Annotated in this window: 16 protein-coding genes; 8 read left to right on the top strand and 8 right to left on the bottom strand. The window is 70.0% G+C overall.

Annotation, left to right across the window (positions count from 1 at the left end; all coding sequences use genetic code 11):
• The first annotated feature begins 43 nt into the window (after window positions 1–43).
• The 3 genes from AB0M70_RS05040 (at window position 44) to AB0M70_RS05050 (ending at window position 3,654) form a co-directional block, all read left to right on the top strand.
• Window positions 44–1,843 carry a DEAD/DEAH box helicase gene (locus tag AB0M70_RS05040; RefSeq protein ID WP_365816494.1) on the top strand — a complete coding sequence of 600 codons (1,800 nt, stop codon included), beginning with the start codon at window positions 44–46 and terminating at the stop codon, window positions 1,841–1,843.
• Window positions 1,844–2,156: 313 nt separating this feature from the next.
• A complete protein-coding gene (locus AB0M70_RS05045; RefSeq protein WP_249589655.1) occupies window positions 2,157–2,798 on the top strand; it encodes a helix-turn-helix domain-containing protein in 642 nt (213 codons plus the stop codon).
• 49 nt (window positions 2,799–2,847) lie between these two features.
• Window positions 2,848–3,654: a S16 family serine protease gene (locus AB0M70_RS05050; protein WP_365816496.1), complete on the top strand. Its 807-nt coding sequence runs from the start codon at window positions 2,848–2,850 to the stop codon at window positions 3,652–3,654.
• Window positions 3,655–3,806: 152 nt separating this feature from the next.
• Here the strand turns inward: AB0M70_RS05050 and AB0M70_RS05055 are convergent, their stop codons facing one another.
• The 6 genes from AB0M70_RS05055 to AB0M70_RS05080 form a co-directional block, all read right to left on the bottom strand.
• Complete coding sequence (locus tag AB0M70_RS05055) at window positions 3,807–4,397, bottom strand: helix-turn-helix domain-containing protein (protein ID WP_365816498.1); 591 nt, start codon at window positions 4,395–4,397, stop codon at window positions 3,807–3,809.
• A gap of 88 nt (window positions 4,398–4,485) precedes the next feature.
• The gene (locus tag AB0M70_RS05060; RefSeq protein WP_365816500.1) at window positions 4,486–5,457 is read right to left on the bottom strand and encodes a glycine betaine ABC transporter substrate-binding protein; all 972 of its coding nucleotides are present in this window, start codon (window positions 5,455–5,457) and stop codon (window positions 4,486–4,488) included.
• On the bottom strand, window positions 5,454–6,332 hold the full coding sequence (locus tag AB0M70_RS05065) for an ABC transporter permease (RefSeq protein ID WP_365817540.1): 879 nt from the start codon (window positions 6,330–6,332) through the stop codon (window positions 5,454–5,456). Before AB0M70_RS05065 ends, AB0M70_RS05060 begins: the two co-directional genes overlap by 4 nt.
• 26 nt (window positions 6,333–6,358) lie before the next feature.
• Entirely contained in the window at window positions 6,359–7,633 is a 1,275-nt protein-coding gene (locus AB0M70_RS05070) for a betaine/proline/choline family ABC transporter ATP-binding protein (RefSeq protein ID WP_365816502.1), read from the bottom strand.
• A complete protein-coding gene (locus AB0M70_RS05075; RefSeq protein ID WP_365817542.1) occupies window positions 7,626–8,273 on the bottom strand; it encodes an ABC transporter permease in 648 nt (215 codons plus the stop codon). The genes AB0M70_RS05070 and AB0M70_RS05075 overlap by 8 nt, the downstream gene beginning before the upstream one ends.
• 37 nt (window positions 8,274–8,310) lie before the next feature.
• Entirely contained in the window at window positions 8,311–8,781 is a 471-nt protein-coding gene (locus AB0M70_RS05080; RefSeq protein WP_160505290.1) for an Lrp/AsnC family transcriptional regulator, read from the bottom strand.
• A gap of 133 nt (window positions 8,782–8,914) precedes the next feature.
• Here AB0M70_RS05080 and hppD point away from each other — a divergent pair, with 133 nt between their 5' ends.
• Genes hppD through nthA form a run of 4 tightly spaced genes read left to right on the top strand, consistent with a single transcriptional unit; the run spans window position 8,915 to window position 11,285 of the window.
• Window positions 8,915–10,084, top strand: a complete 1,170-nt coding sequence (gene hppD, locus AB0M70_RS05085) for a 4-hydroxyphenylpyruvate dioxygenase (RefSeq protein ID WP_365816504.1) — start codon at window positions 8,915–8,917, stop codon at window positions 10,082–10,084.
• A 34-nt stretch (window positions 10,085–10,118) separates the two neighbouring features.
• On the top strand, window positions 10,119–10,418 hold the full coding sequence (locus AB0M70_RS05090) for a hypothetical protein (protein ID WP_365816506.1): 300 nt from the start codon (window positions 10,119–10,121) through the stop codon (window positions 10,416–10,418).
• Window positions 10,411–10,698, top strand: a complete 288-nt coding sequence (locus AB0M70_RS05095) for an SH3-like domain-containing protein (protein ID WP_365816508.1) — start codon at window positions 10,411–10,413, stop codon at window positions 10,696–10,698. Before AB0M70_RS05090 ends, AB0M70_RS05095 begins: the two co-directional genes overlap by 8 nt.
• Window positions 10,698–11,285, top strand: coding sequence for a nitrile hydratase subunit alpha (gene nthA / locus AB0M70_RS05100; RefSeq protein ID WP_365816510.1), 588 nt, complete (start codon window positions 10,698–10,700; stop codon window positions 11,283–11,285). The genes AB0M70_RS05095 and nthA overlap by 1 nt, the downstream gene beginning before the upstream one ends.
• A gap of 9 nt (window positions 11,286–11,294) precedes the next feature.
• On the opposite strand, the gene AB0M70_RS05105 is transcribed toward nthA, so the two are convergent.
• Window positions 11,295–12,872 carry a tetratricopeptide repeat protein gene (locus AB0M70_RS05105; protein ID WP_365816512.1) on the bottom strand — a complete coding sequence of 526 codons (1,578 nt, stop codon included), beginning with the start codon at window positions 12,870–12,872 and terminating at the stop codon, window positions 11,295–11,297.
• A 98-nt stretch (window positions 12,873–12,970) separates the two neighbouring features.
• Here AB0M70_RS05105 and AB0M70_RS05110 point away from each other — a divergent pair, with 98 nt between their 5' ends.
• Complete coding sequence (locus tag AB0M70_RS05110; protein WP_365816514.1) at window positions 12,971–14,350, top strand: FAD-linked oxidase C-terminal domain-containing protein; 1,380 nt, start codon at window positions 12,971–12,973, stop codon at window positions 14,348–14,350.
• Window positions 14,351–14,392: 42 nt separating this feature from the next.
• Here the strand turns inward: AB0M70_RS05110 and AB0M70_RS05115 are convergent, their stop codons facing one another.
• Complete coding sequence (locus tag AB0M70_RS05115) at window positions 14,393–14,872, bottom strand: SsgA family sporulation/cell division regulator (RefSeq protein WP_365816517.1); 480 nt, start codon at window positions 14,870–14,872, stop codon at window positions 14,393–14,395.
• Between the last annotated feature and the right edge of the window lie 141 nt (window positions 14,873–15,013).

The raw sequence follows: 15,013 nt of genomic DNA on the forward strand, positions 1-15,013 counted from the left end.
GCCCGGTTGTCGTACCTACCCCAGACGTCAAAACCCGGAGACCGTGACTACCACCGCCGCCAACTCCGCCTCCTCCCACCACCTCTCTCCCGCCTTCCCCGGCCGCGCCCCCTGGGGCACCGCCAACAAGCTGCGCGCCTGGCAGCAGGGCGCGATGGAGCGGTACCTCCAGGAGCAGCCGCGTGACTTCCTCGCCGTCGCGACACCCGGCGCAGGCAAGACGACGTTCGCGCTGACGCTCGCGTCCTGGCTGCTGCACCACCATGTCGTGCAGCAGGTGACGGTGGTCGCGCCGACCGAGCACCTGAAGAAGCAGTGGGCGGAGGCCGCGGCCCGTATAGGCATCAAGCTGGACCCGGAGTACAGCGCGGGGCCGCTCAGCAAGGAGTACCAAGGCGTCGCCATCACGTACGCGGGTGTGGGCGTGCGGCCCATGCTGCACCGCAACCGCGTGGAGCAGCGCAAGACGCTGGTGATCCTGGACGAGATCCACCACGCGGGAGACTCGAAGTCGTGGGGCGAGGCCTGCCTCGAGGCGTTCGAGCCCGCGACGCGGCGCCTGGCGCTCACCGGTACGCCCTTCCGGTCCGACACCAACCCCATCCCCTTCGTCACGTACGAGGAGGGGAACGACGGCATCCGCCGGTCGGCCGCCGACTACACGTACGGATACGGCAGCGCGCTGGGCGACGGCGTCGTCCGGCCGGTCATCTTCCTCTCCTACTCCGGCAACATGCGGTGGCGCACCAAGGCCGGTGACGAGATCGCGGCGCGGCTCGGCGAGCCGATGACCAAGGACGCGATCTCGCAGGCCTGGCGGACCGCGCTCGACGCGCGCGGCGAATGGATGCCGAATGTGCTGAAGGCCGCCGACCAGCGGCTCACCGAGGTGCGCAAGGCCATCCCGGACGCCGGTGGCCTCGTCATCGCCTCCGACCAGGACTCCGCACGCTCCTACGCCAAGCTGATCCGCGAGCTCACCGGGGAGAAGGCCACCGTCGTCCTCTCCGACGACACGGGCGCCTCGAAGCGGATCGACGACTTCACCGCGAGCACCGACCGGTGGATGGTCGCCGTCCGCATGGTGTCCGAGGGCGTCGACGTGCCACGCCTCGCGGTGGGCGTGTACGCGACCACGATCTCGACGCCGCTCTTCTTCGCGCAGGCCGTGGGACGTTTCGTGCGGTCCCGGCGGCGCGGCGAGACCGCGTCGGTCTTCCTGCCCACCGTCCCCGACCTCCTCGGCCACGCCAACGAGATGGAGGTCGAGCGCGACCACGTGCTCGACAAGCCGAAGAAGGAAGGGGAGGAGGACCCCTACGCCGAGTCCGAGAAGGAGATGGACGAGGCGAACAAGGAGCAGGATGAGGACACCGGCGAGCAGGAGCAGTTCTCCTTCGAGGCGCTGGAGTCGGACGCCGTCTTCGACCGGGTCCTCTTCGACGGCGCGGAGTTCGGGATGCAGGCGCACCCGGGGAGCGAGGAGGAGCAGGACTATCTGGGCATCCCCGGCCTCCTCGAACCCGACCAGGTGCAGATGCTGCTCCAGAAGCGGCAGGCCCGGCAGATCGCGCACAGCAAGAAGCGGCCCGACGAGGAAGCCGACCTGCTCGAACTGCCCGCCGAGCGGCGGCCCGTGGTCTCCCACAAGGAGATGCTGGAGCTGCGCAAGCAGCTGAACACGATGGTCGGCGCGTACGTCCACCAGAGCGGGAAGCCGCACGGCGTGATCCACACCGAGCTGCGGCGCACGTGCGGCGGTCCGCCGAGCGCGGAGGCCACCGCCGGGCAGCTGCGGCAGCGGATCGCGAAGGTCGGCGAGTGGGCCACCCGCATGAAGTGAGCGCGCCTTCGCCGGTGTGAGGGGGAGGGGTGTGTTCCGCGTGTGGGGGAGTCGTGCGCACCCTCTCCGACGTGCCCCGCGTATGGGGCATTGCGCCCCTAACAGTCGGTCTCGTGCCCGGATTCTGGACGGAGTCTTCCGCTGAGCGGGACGGCCTCGCTAATGTCCCCGCAACGTACACGCCCCGTGGCAGCGCCGCCGCGGAGCGCAGCCGGAGTTCCGACCGGCGGCCTCTGACGCGCGTCGCCCACGGGACCGGCGACGCAACCGCTGCGTAAAGAGGCCGTCGACCCTCACCTAAGGAGTGGGCGTCGTGACCGCGGAGACTTCCCAGACGCTCGACCGAGGACTGCGTGTCCTCAAGCTGTTGGCCGACACCGACCATGGGCTCACCGTCACCGAGCTGTCGAACAAGCTCGGCGTGAACCGCACCGTGGTGTACCGCCTCCTCGCCACCCTGGAGCAGCATGCCCTGGTCCGTCGTGACCTGGGCGGCCGGGCCAGGGTGGGCCTCGGGGTGCTGCGCCTGGGCCGCCAGGTGCATCCGCTGGTGCGCGAGGCCGCGCTGCCCGCTCTGCGCTCGCTGGCCGAGGACATAGGCGCGACGGCGCACCTGACGCTGGTCGACGGCTCCGAGGCCCTCGCCGTCGCCGTCGTCGAGCCGACCTGGACGGATTACCACGTGGCCTACCGGACCGGCTTCCGGCATCCCCTGGACCGGGGCGCCGCGGGCCGGGCGATACTCGCCGCCCGGCAGGGCCTCGCCACCGACCCCGGCTACGCGCTGACGCACGGCGAGCTGGAGGCGGGCGCGAGCGGGGCCGCGGCGCCGCTGGTCGGCGTGACCGGCATAGAAGGCAGCGTAGGCGTCGTCATGCTGTCGGACTCCGTGCCGGAGCGGGTGGGTCCACGGGTGGTGGACGCGGCTCGGGAGGTGGCCGACGCCTTGCGCTGAGCCCTGTCCGCTGATCCGGTCATGGAACCGGTCACGTTAGATTGATCCCGTGTTCTCCCTCTCCAGCCTCACGCGCCCCAAGGCGCTCGCCGTCTGTGCCGTCCCCGTGATCGCCCTCCTGGCCGTCGCCGGTCTCGCGCCGCTGCCGTTCGCGGTGGCCCAGCCGGGGTCGACGGCGAACGTGCTCGGCAAGAGCGAGGGCAAGCCGGTCATCACGATCACCGGTACGCCCACCAGGGAGCCGAAGGGGCAGCTGCGGATGACGACGATCGTGGCCACGGGGCCCGACATGGACGCGAGCCTGAGCGACGTGGTGGACGGCTGGTTCCGTACGGACCGTGCCGTGATGCCCAAGGACTCGGTCTATCCCACCGGCGACAACGTCAAGGAAGTCGAGGAGCACAACCTCGGCGACATGAGGAAGTCGCAGGACACGGCCACGCAGGCGGCCCTCGCCTACCTCGACGAGAACGGCGTGGACGGCACGGACAAGGTGAAGGTGAAGGTCGACCTCGGCAAGATCGGGGGCCCCAGCGCGGGCCTCTTCCTCTCGCTCGGCATCATCGACCTGATCGACGGCAACGGCAGCGGCGGGGACCTCACGGGCGGCCGGAAGATCGCGGGCACCGGCACGATCTCCGAGGACGGGAAGGTCGGCCCGGTCGGCGGTGTGGCCCTGAAGACGCAGGCCGCCAGGCGTGACGGCGCGACCGTCTTCCTGGTCCCCGAGGACGAGTGCTCGGACGCTCAGGCGGAGCTGCCCAAGGGCCTGCGGCTGATCCCGATCACGACGCTGAAGGGCACGGTTGACGCGCTGCGTTCCCTGGACCGGGGCGGCAAGGTCCCGAGCTGCTGACCAGGCGCAGACCCAACTCGACCATGGTCCAGCCGAGTTGAGTACGAAGCGGGGGGCGGCTGCCGCGTAAGGGCGCGGCACGGTGGAGCTCTTCGGTACGGGTGTGGTGCAGCAGGAGATGTACGTCGGGGTGCATGGCTGGTGGGTTCCTCTCAGTCGGGTCGTCGCGTCGGGAACACATGGGTGTGGATGCGGACGTGTTCGGCCTGCGGGTCGTCGTCCTCGGGTGCCGACCCGCGGTAGCTCGCGATCAGTTGATCGACCTTCTCGCCCAGCTCGGCGGCCAGCGCCGGGGTGAGTCGCAGGGTCCGGTCGCTGATGTCCGCGCTGGACTGCCACTCCTCGGGCCATTCGTGGATGGTTCCGACCCAGGTGGACAACGCCTCTGAGTGCAGGGCCGCGACCTCGTGCAGATACAGCGCCGCCGCCCCGCGCACCGCAGGATCGGCGTCCCGAGTGAGCGTGTTGCTGAACTCCGTGGATTGCTGGGCCGCCCGCCACCACCGCTCGCGGCCCTTGCCGTGCTCCGGGGCATCCTCGACGAAGCCGTGAGCCGCGAGTTGGCGCAGGTGATAGCTGGTCGCGCCGCTTGACTCACCGAAACGCTCCGCGAGTTGGGACGCTGTGGCCGGTCCGTCGATGCGCAACGAGCCGAGCAGTCGCATCCGCAGGGGGTGCGCGATGCCCCGCAGCGAGCGGGCGTCGAGCGTACGGACCTTCAGGGGCTCCGGCTGTTCCGTCATGCCCATGAGCGTAGAGTTGCAAAGACTCCGTTGCAAGGGTTTCGCTGCAACGGAGTCTTTGCAACTCCCGGCGGCCCCCGGCCAAGAGCTACCCCTCCTTCACGAACCCCTCCTGCACCAGCCAGTCCAGCGCCACCTCATGCGGATCCTGCCCCTGCACGTCCACCTTGGAGTTCAGCTCCTGGGCCACCGTGTTGTTCAGCTTCTTCGTGATGGGGTCCAGGACCTCCGCCATCTTCGGGTACTTCTGGAGCGCCTTGCTGTTGATCTCAGGGGCGACGTTGTAGTTGGGGAAGAAGTGCTTGTCGTCCTGCGTCACCGACAGGTCCATCGCCTTGATGCGGCCGTCGGTGGTGAAGACCTCGCCGAACACGCAGGACCCCTTGGAGACCTGGGTGTAGATGATCCCGGTGTCCATCTTGGTGATGTTGGAGGTGGGGATCTTCATCCCGTACTCCTTCTGCATGCCCGGCAGACCGTCCTCGCGCGAGGCGAACTCGCTCTCGACGCACAGCGTGACCGCGTCCGGGTCCGACTTCGAGAGGGCCGCCACGTCCGAGAGGGTCTTCGGCTTGTACTTGGCCTCGTTCTTCCGGTTGATCGCCAGGGCGTACGTGTTGTTGAGCTCGGCGGGCGGCAGCCAGGTGACGCCGTTCTTCGCGTCCGCCTTGCGCACCGCCTCCCACTGCTTCTGCGGGTCGTCGATGGGCTCGGAGTTGCCGAGGTACGTGATCCAGGCGGTGCCCGTGTACTCGTACATGGCGTCCGCGTCACCGCTCTTGACGGCCTCGCGGGCGCCGATCGAGCCCTGGATGCCCGTCCGGTCCAGGACGTCCGCGCCGGCCGCCTCGAAGGCGATGCCCATGATCGCGCCCAGGACCAGCTGCTCGGTGAACTCCTTCGACGTGACGGTGAGGTCGACGCCCTTCAGGGGCCGGCCCTTGCCGATCGTGCCCGGCCGCACGTCGTCCACCATCGGGCTGCCGCTGGTCAGACCGCAGCTCACGAGCAGGGCCGCGCCCAGCACGCCGACCGCCGCCGTACGCATCGTGACCCTCATGACCCGGCCTCCAACCCGCGCGGACGCAGGAACAGTTCGGCCAGCGAGGCCAGCCAGTCCACCAGGAGCGCGAGCGCGATCGTCAGGATCGAGCCGAGCATGAGCACCGGCATCCGCTGGTTGGTGATGCCGGTGGTGATGAGGTCGCCGAGCCCGCCGCCACCGCCGAAGGTGGCGAGCGTCGCCGTGCCGACGTTCAGGACGAGCGCGGTGCGCACACCCGCGAGGATCAGCGGAACGGCCAGGGGCAGTTCGACCTTGCCGAGGACTCCCCACGGCGACATGCCGATGCCGCGCGCGGCCTCCAGGAGGGTCGGGTCGTTGGCGTTCAGGCCCGCGATCGTGTTGGAGAGGACCGGCAGGACGGCGTAGATGATGATGCCGATCAGGGCGGCCTTCTCGCCGATGCCGATCCAGATCACCAGGAGGGCGAGCAGACCGATCGCCGGCGTGGCCTGCCCGATGTTGGCCAGGGCCATCGCGCCGGGCGCAGCCTTGCGCAGTTTCTTGCGGGTCAGCAGGATGCCCAGCGGGATCGCGATGATCAGTACGAAGAAGGTGGAGATCACCGTCAGCTGGATGTGCTGGCGGAGCCTGAGCCAGACGTTGCCGTCCGCCAGGGCGTTCCGCGAGATCGAGTCCAGGTCGGCCTGCTCGAACCACCACCAGGTGAGCAGCAGGATGAGGACGAGGAACGCGGGCAGGATCGTGAGCTTCTGCCAGCCGACCCGCCGCCGGGAGGGGCCGGCCGCACCCGAAGGCGGCGGCTCCAGCTCGGCCTCGCCCGTGTCGCGGTAGAGGTGGCCCTTGACCTCGTGCTCGCCGTCGGGCCGCGGGTCCGGACCGCCGCCGGGGGCCGGTGCGTGGTCGGGGATGCGGGGGTTGCGCCCGGGGATGCCGTTCACGCCTTCGCCTCCCCTCCGGGGCCTTCCTGCTCGTGGTGGGTCAACTCGGCCCGCTGCTCCTGCAGTTCGTGCTGGTGCTCCACCGCGTCGAGCCGGTCGGCCTCCAGCATTTCGTGGACGGAGTTCATCAGCGTCTCCATGTCCACGACGCCGGTGTACTCACCGCGCCGCCCGGTGACCGCGACCCGCCCCGCGTTGTCCGTGAGGACCGCTTCGAGCGCGTCGCGCAGGGTGGCGTCACGGGTGACCGTGTCGTGGACGAGCGTGCCCGCGCGGGCCAGCGAGCCCCTGGCGCGCATCAGGTCGCCGCGCCGCAGCCACTTGTAGGGGCGGCGGCGCTTGTCCAGGAGCAGCAGTTCGTTCGTGCCGCTGGCCCGCAGCTTGTCGAAGATGGTCTGGAGCGGGTCGTCGACGGTCACCGTCGCGAAGTCGGCGATCTCCACGTCGCGTACGCGGGTGAGGTTGAGCCGCTTGAGGGCCGCGCCCGCTCCCACGAAACCGGAGACGAAGTCGTCGGCGGGGTTGGTGAGGATGGCTTCCGGGGTGTCGAACTGCGCGATGTGCGAGCGCTCCCGCAGGACCGCGATGCGGTCGCCGAGCTTGATGGCCTCGTCGAAGTCGTGCGTGACGAAGACGATCGTCTTGTGCAGCTCGTGCTGGAGCCGGATCAGCTCGTCCTGGAGGTGGTCGCGGGTGATCGGGTCGACCGCGCCGAACGGTTCGTCCATCAGGAGGACGGGCGGGTCGGCGGCCAACGCCCGTGCCACGCCGACGCGTTGCTGCTGGCCGCCGGAGAGCTGGCGCGGGTAGCGGCCGTGGAACTCGGCCGGGTCGAGCCCGACGAGGTCGAGCATCTCCTCGACCCTGCTCTTGATCTTCGCCTTTCCCCAGCCGATCATCTTCGGCACGATGGCGATGTTCTGGGCGACCGTCATGTGCGGGAAGAGCCCGGAGGACTGGATCGCGTAGCCGATCTTCCGGCGCAGCTTCACCGGGTCCATGTCGGTGACGTCCTCGCCGCCGATGCGGATACGGCCGCTGGTCGGCTCGATCAGCCGGTTGATCATCTTCAGTGTGGTCGACTTACCGCAGCCCGAGGGGCCGACGAGAATGACGATCTCGCCCGCCTTGATCTCCATGCTGACGCTGTCCACCGCCGGGTCGCCGCTGCCCGCGTACCGCTTGGTGAGGTGTTCCAGCTCGATCGTCGCGCCCGTGGTCCCGGACGCGGACGCGGACTCGGGCGCGGACTCGGACACGGACTCAGACACGGATCCCCCTCGAGATGGTCAGGCGGCCGATCAGGACGTACACGGCGTCGAAGAGCAGGGCCAGGACGATGATTCCGAGCGTGCCCGCGAGCACTTGGTTGAGCGCGTTCTTGCTGCCGAGCGAGCCGATGCCGCGGAAGATCTCGTTGCCGAGGCCCGGTCCTGACGCGTACGCGGCGATGGCCGCGATGCCCATCAGCATCTGCGTGGAGACGCGGATGCCGGTCAGGATCGGCGGCCACGCGAGCGGCAGCTCCACCCTGACCAGGCGTGCGGCGCGCGACATCCCGATGCCCTTCGCCGCGTCGACGAGCGAGGGGTCCACGCCGCGAAGGCCGACGATGGCGTTGCGCACGATGGGGAGCAGGCCGTAGAGGGTCAGGGCGATGACCGTGGGGGCGACACCGAGGCCGACGACGGGGATCAGCAGACCGATCATGGCGAGCGAGGGGACGGTCAGGATCGTGGAGGTCGCGGTCGTGGCCAGATTGCCCGCCCATTCGCTGCGGTAGGTGACGACGCCGATCAGCACTCCGACGACGGTCGCCACGACCATGCACTGGAAGACCGCGCTGGCGTGCTGGTACGCGTCCGTCAGCAGCTGCTGGTGGCGGTTTCCGAGGTAGTCCCAGAAGTTCACTGAACTGCTCACCTGCCCGTCTCGCCGGCTGCCCGCGTCAGGTGTCCTCCGACGCCTGTTCGACCAGCGGGATGATCCGCAGCGGAACAGGGTTCTCCATGACGATCGCCGTGGAGGCCCGGACGATGCCATCAAAACCCACCACCCGGTCGATCACACGTTGGAGATCCGCGTTCGAACGGGCCACCAGGCGGCAGAGCATGTCGCCGTGACCGGTGATGGTGTGCAGTTCGAGCACCTCGGCGACGGTCGCCAAATGGGCCCGTACGTCGGCGCCCTGGCCCTGTTTGATCTCCAGCGTCGCGAACGCGGTGACGGGGTAGCCCAGGGCCGCGGGGTCGACCTCCGGACCGAATCCGCGGATGACTCCGTTCGACTGAAGGCGGTCCATCCGGGCCTGCACGGTCCCGCGCGCCACACCGAGCCTGCGGGACGCCTCCAGGACGCCGATCCGGGGCTCGCGGGCGAGCAGCACGATGAGCCTGCCGTCCAGATGATCGATCGTCATGGTGCGCTCAGCTCCGCTTCGGGGGTGGTCATCATGTACAGATAGCCCGCTCATCCTGGCCTGCGGCCATACAAATTGCCCACTGAATACGCAAACTATTGCGCACCTTGCGATACGGCGGGAGCCTGCGGACATGGCAGCTACCGCGAACACTCAGCCCACGTCGGCCATCTCTGGCACCCCCCACACCGCGCGCGAGGCCGATCCCTTCCCGGTCAAGGGAATGGACGCGGTCGTCTTCGCCGTGGGCAACGCCAAGCAGGCGGCCCACTACTACTCCACGGCGTTCGGCATGAAACTCGTGGCGTACGCGGGGCCGGAGACCGGCAGCCGCGAGACCGCCTCGTACGTCCTCACCAACGGCGGCGCCCGCTTCGTCCTCACCTCCGTCATCAAGGCCTCCACGGACTGGGGCACCTTCATCGAGGGCCACGTAGCCGAGCACGGTGACGGCGTCGTCGACCTCGCCATCGAGGTCCCGGACGCCCGCGCCGCGTACGCCTACGCCGTCGAGCACGGCGCCCGCGGCCTCACCGAGCCGTACGAGGTCAAGGACGAGAACGGCACGGTCGTCCTCGCCGCCATCGCGACGTACGGCAAGACCCGCCACACGCTCGTCGACCGCTCCGGCTACGACGGCCCCTACCTGCCCGGCTTCCAGGCCGCTTCGCCGATCGTCGAGCCGCCCGCCAAGCGCACCTTCCAGGCGATCGACCACTGCGTCGGCAACGTCGAGCTCGGCAAGATGAACGAGTGGGTCGCCTTCTACAACAAGGTCATGGGCTTCACGAACATGAAGGAGTTCGTGGGCGACGACATCGCGACCGAGTACAGCGCGCTGATGTCGAAGGTGGTCGCGGACGGCACCCTCAAGGTGAAGTTCCCCATCAACGAGCCCGCCATCGCCAAGAAGAAGTCCCAGATCGACGAGTACCTGGAGTTCTACGGCGGCGCCGGCGTCCAGCACATCGCCCTCGCCACGAACGACATCGTGGAGTCGGTGCGCACCATGCGCGCGGCCGGGGTCCAGTTCCTGGACACCCCCGACTCGTACTACGACACGCTGGGGGAGTGGGCCGGCGAGACGCGGGTCCCCGTGGAGACCCTGCGCGAACTGAAGATCCTCGTCGACCGTGACGAGGACGGCTACCTCCTCCAGATCTTCACCAAGCCGGTCCAGGACCGTCCGACGGTCTTCTTCGAGATGATCGAGCGGCACGGCTCGATGGGCTTCGGCAAGGGCAACTTCAAGGCGCTGTTCGAGGCGATCGAGCGGGAGCAGGAGAAGCGCGGCAATCTCTAGGGCGAGTGCCGGGGGTCCGCACTAGGGTGCGGGCATGGCCAGGATCAATGACGTCGGCGGGATGACGGGCTTCGGGCCCATCGACACCACCGACGACACGGAACCCTTCCACGCGGACTGGGAGGCGCGGGTGTTCGCGCTCAACAGTGCGCTGGTGCGTGAAGGCGTCTACAACCTGGACGAGTTCAGGGACGCCGTGGAGACGATGCCGCCGGGTGAGTACCTGGCGGCGTCGTACTACGAGCGGTGGTTCCACGCGATCCGGACGCTGTTGGTCCGCAAGGGCGTGCTGACGGCCGACGACGTGAGCCGGCTGGGCGAGCGCGATGGGTGACCGTTTCGTCTCGGGCGCCCGCGTCCGCACCGTCCGCCACGACCCGCCCCACCACACCCGCCTGCCGCGTTACGCCCGCGGCAAGTCGGGCGTGGTGATCGAACCCGAGGGGCGCCATCCGCTGGCGGACGTCAGCTCGCAGGGGCGGGGTGACGCGCCGGTGGAGCAGGTGTACGCGGTGCGGTTCGCCGCGCGGGAACTGTGGGGCGAGGGGGAGCACGGCGTGGTCCTCGACCTGTGGGAGAGCTACCTGGAACCCGAACCTTCGGAGGGCGGCTGATGTCCGGCACGCACGACGACGCACTGATCTCCCGCCAAGTACGGGGACTCGAAGCCCTGTTGGAGGAGCGGGGGATCGTCGCGGGGGCCGTCCTCGACGAGGCCCTGGACGCGTTCCTCGCCGGGTCGTCCCCGCTGAACGGGGCGCGGGTGGTGGCGCGGGCGTGGACGGACCCCGCGTTCAAGGAGCGCCTGCTCACGGACGGTACGTCGGCGGTGGCGGAGCTGGGTTACGCGGCGGGCGGGGTCCAGCCGCAGCGGCTGCGGGTGGTGGAGAACACCGCCCACGTCCACAACGTCATCGTCTGCACGCTGTGCTCCTGCTATCCGGTGCGGCTGCTCGGACCGTCCCCCAGCTGGTACAAGAGCGAGGCGTACCGCTCCCGGGTGGTGCGGGAGCCGCGGGCGGTGCTCGCGGAGTTCGGCCTCCTCCTGCCCGCCGACACGCAGATCACGGTCTGGGACTCCAGCGCGGAGACCCGCTACATGGTCCTGCCCCGCCGACCGGACTCCGCGGCCTCCCTCCCGGAGGCGGACCTCGTCGGCCTCGTCACCCGCAACGCCCTGATCGGCACGGCCCAGCTCTGACCTGCGGGGTCAGCTCTCCGTGGACGGCTTGCTCGAGCGAGGTCTCGGGGGCGGCGACGGCAGAGGGGCCGGGCGTTCGCCAGGCGGGGCGTACATCTGGGCCGGGCCGCCCGAGGGGGGCTCGCCCAGGCGGTTCAGGGCCGCCCGCGCCGCGGGGGCGAGCAGCGGGGAGAAGTAGGGGTTGCGGCGCATCGCCTCGCCGATGTGACGCCGCGCCGCACCGTACTCGCCCAAGTCCCTCTCGATCTGCCCCCGGTGGTAGGCGTACACCGCGACCAGCGGGCCCTTCTCCGTCGCACGCTTCGCGTACTTCAGGGCCTCCTTGTCCTCACCGGACCGATGAAGCGCCCAGCCCAGCGCGTCCGCCACCTGCGGACTCGCGTGCCGCTTGAACTCCGCGCGCAGCCGGTCCACCGCGGCGTCCGCGTCCCCGTGGTCAGCCTCGAAGAGGCCGAGGATCCGCTCGTCGTTGACGCCGTTGACCCCCTCCTGCTTCACGCGGGCCCGCAGCACGTCGTACTGCGCCCGTGCGGCAGGGGCGAGCCGCAGCGACTCGTACAACTCGCCGAGCTCCAGGGCGTACTCCGGAGCAGGCTGCTTGACCAGCGCGCTCTGGTAGGAGCGCAGGGCCTCCGACATACGGCCCAGGGCGGCGAGCGCGCGGCCCTTCCCGGCGAGGGAAGGGTGATGGTCCGGGTCCGCGACCAGCGCCGCCTCGTAGTAGCGCAGGGCCTCCGCCGGATCGCCGCGTTCCCACGCGAGCTCGCCCACCCGGTACAGGCACACCGCCTTCTCCGCGGGACCCTCCGCGAGCGCCGCAGCGTCCGTCAGCTTCGCCGCCGCGTCCTCGCGCCAGCCGCGGTCCCGGTAGACCTGCCCGGACCGCACCATCACCGAGGGGATGTCCGCGTTCAGCTCCTGCAGCGTCTCCAGGGCCTTCGCCACACCCTTCGCGTCCCCCAGACCGCTGTACGCCTCGATCAGGGCCGGATACGTCGACCACCGCTTCGGCGCGAGCCTGACCGCGCTCTCGGCCCACTTCTTGGCCCCACGGAAGTCGTGCCGCGCGTTCGCCAGCGTCGCCATGCCGGTCAGCGCCTGGGCGTTCCCCTCCGGGCGGGTCTTGAGGGACGTACGCAGCGCGTCCTCCGCCTTGGGGTAGTAGGCGGAGTCCGCGGTCCGAAGGCCCCGCTCGACGTAGGCGGCCCCGAGCACCGCCCACGACTCGTCGTCCCCCGGATGCTTGCGCAGATGCGCCTCCCGCTCCCCGATCAGGACGGTCAGATCGGGCAGCGCCGCCGGAGCCCCGGCCCCCGCGGCGGCCATCGCCCGCCCGGCAGGGCCCAGAGCGGGCGGCGCCGCCTTCCCGCCCGAGCCGGGCAGCAGCACGACCACACCGCCGAGCACGACACACCCGGCGACGGAGGCGAGAAGGACCCGCCGCACCGCGGGGGAGCGGCGCGCGCCCCGCGACGACTCGCTCCAGAGGCGGGGAGCGGCCGTCGGCTGCGCCTTCGCGGCCTTCCCAGCCTTCCCGGCCTTTCCGGACTGCTCCGTCACGGACTCGGACCCGGTCTCGATCTCCATGGCGCTCACTGTGCGTCAATACGAAGAGCACATCACGGCACGTGGACCGGCGTCGCACACGGGTTCACACCGATGGCCCCGGGTGCGAGGCTGTGATCATGAGCCGCACACTCATCGAACGTCTCTGTGTCGGTCGCGAGGCACTCCCCGCCGACGCCGTCCTCACGGACCCCGACATCACGTCCTCGTACGCGAACGACATGGCGAGCTTCTGCGACGCGGGCACCCCGGCCGTCGTCGTCCTGCCCCGCACCGTCGAGCAGGTCCAGCACGTCATGCGCACCGCGACCGAGCTACGGATCCCGGTGGTGCCGCAAGGCGCCCGCACGGGCCTCTCCGGCGGCGCGAACGCCAGCGAAGGCTGCATCGTCCTGTCGCTGGTCAAGATGGACCGCATCCTGGAGATCAACCCCGTCGACCGGATCGCGGTGGTCGAACCCGGCGTCGTCAACGCCACCCTCTCCCGCGCCGTCAACGAGCACGGCCTCTACTACCCGCCGGATCCCTCCAGTTGGGAGACCTGCACCATCGGCGGCAACATCGGCACCGCCTCGGGCGGCCTGTGCTGCGTGAAGTACGGGGTGACGGCGGAGTACGTGCTCGGCCTCGACGTCGTCCTCGCCGACGGACGCCTCATGAGCACCGGAAAGCGCACCGCCAAGGGCGTCGCGGGCTACGACCTCACCCGTCTTTTCGTCGGCTCCGAGGGCAGCCTCGGCATCGTCGTCCGCGCCACCCTCGCCCTGAAGCCGCAGCCGCCCCAACAGCTTGTCCTGGCGGCCGAGTTCGGCTCGGCGAAGGTGGCCTGCGACGCCGTGTGCAAGATCATGGAGGGCGGGCACGGCCCCTCCCTCCTGGAGCTGATGGACCGCACGACCATCAGGGCCGTCAACGCGCTGGCCCACATGGGCCTGCCGGAGACCACCGAGGCGCTGCTCCTCGCCGCCTTCGATACCGCGGACCCCGCGGCGGACCTCGCGGCCGTCGGCGCGCTCTGCGAGGCCGCGGGCGCCACCCAGGTGGTGCCGGCCGAGGACGCGGCGGAGTCCGAACTCCTGCTCCAGGCGCGGCGGTTGTCGCTCACCGCGCTCGAAGCCGTCAAGGGCACGACGATGATCGACGACGTGTGCGTGCCGCGCTCGAGACTCGCCGACATGCTCGAAGGCGTCGACCGCATCGCGGACAAGTACAGCCTCACGATCGGGGTCTGCGCCCACGCCGGCGACGGCAACACCCACCCCACCGTCTGCTTCGACGCGGCCGACGCCGACGAGGGCCGCCGGGCCCGCGAGTCCTTCGACGAGATCATGGCCCTCGGTCTGGAACTCGGCGGCACGATCACCGGCGAGCACGGCGTGGGCGTCCTGAAGAAGGAGTGGCTGGCCCGCGAGATCGGCCCGGTGGGCGTGGAGATGCAGCGCGCCATCAAGGCCGCCTTCGACCCGCTCTCCCTCCTCAACCCCGGCAAGCTGTTCTGACGCTTCGGCACACAGTGCTGACCCTGGCCCCCGTGAGCCGGCTCACTCACCGTCCGTGGACTCGTCCGAGGGCCAGGGGTCGCGCAGCCACAGGTCGTCGGCGCGGCCCGTGGTCGGCGTGAGCAGCTCGGCGAGGCCGTCGTCGATGCCGAGCCGCTCAGCCTCAGAGCCCGGAGGGACCACCCGCAGCGTGCGCTCCAGCCAGGCGGACACGGCGGGCGCCGGCGCCTCCAGGAGGGCGTCTCCGTCGGGTGAACTCAGCGCCATCAGGACGACGCTGCGCCCCTCGACCTTGGTCGGCCAGACCCTTACGTCACCGTGCCCGCAGGGCCTGAACACCCCCTCGACCAGAAGTTCGCGGGCGAACGTCCAGTGCACGGGGTGCTCGGAGCCGATGTGAAAGGCGATGTGGACGGCGTAGGGGTCGTCGGTGCGGTAGCTGAGGCGGGCCGGGACGGCGATCGCGCGTTCCGGGGACAGGACGAGTTTGAGCTCTAGCTCGCGTTCCACCACGGTGTGCATGTGGGTGCTGTTCCTTCCTTGTCCGTGGCCCTGGAGCGGGCCCGTGCAAGGAGAGAGCGCGGTGGGCGCCGAGCATTACGCGGGTTCCGGAAACTTTTTCCGTACGTGGATGAACTGTGCCCGGAAAGTGGTCTGTAGGGC

The sequence above is a fragment of the Streptomyces sp. NPDC051214 genome (assembly GCF_040682375.1).
GTDB lineage: Bacteria > Actinomycetota > Actinomycetes > Streptomycetales > Streptomycetaceae > Streptomyces.

Excerpts from the sequence above, each read along its gene's own strand:
- AB0M70_RS05055 (WP_365816498.1), bottom strand. The coding sequence starts at position 4,397 with ATGACGGAACAGCCGGAGCCCCTGAAGGTCCGTACGCTCGACGCCCGC.
- AB0M70_RS05060 (WP_365816500.1), bottom strand. The coding sequence starts at position 5,457 with ATGAGGGTCACGATGCGTACGGCGGCGGTCGGCGTGCTGGGCGCGGCC.
- AB0M70_RS05080 (WP_160505290.1), bottom strand. The coding sequence starts at position 8,781 with ATGACGATCGATCATCTGGACGGCAGGCTCATCGTGCTGCTCGCCCGC.
- hppD (WP_365816504.1), top strand. The coding sequence starts at position 8,915 with ATGGCAGCTACCGCGAACACTCAGCCCACGTCGGCCATCTCTGGCACC.
- AB0M70_RS05090 (WP_365816506.1), top strand. The coding sequence starts at position 10,119 with ATGGCCAGGATCAATGACGTCGGCGGGATGACGGGCTTCGGGCCCATC.
- AB0M70_RS05095 (WP_365816508.1), top strand. The coding sequence starts at position 10,411 with ATGGGTGACCGTTTCGTCTCGGGCGCCCGCGTCCGCACCGTCCGCCAC.
- nthA (WP_365816510.1), top strand. The coding sequence starts at position 10,698 with ATGTCCGGCACGCACGACGACGCACTGATCTCCCGCCAAGTACGGGGA.
- AB0M70_RS05105 (WP_365816512.1), bottom strand. The coding sequence starts at position 12,872 with ATGGAGATCGAGACCGGGTCCGAGTCCGTGACGGAGCAGTCCGGAAAG.
- AB0M70_RS05110 (WP_365816514.1), top strand. The coding sequence starts at position 12,971 with ATGAGCCGCACACTCATCGAACGTCTCTGTGTCGGTCGCGAGGCACTC.
- AB0M70_RS05115 (WP_365816517.1), bottom strand. The coding sequence starts at position 14,872 with ATGCACACCGTGGTGGAACGCGAGCTAGAGCTCAAACTCGTCCTGTCC.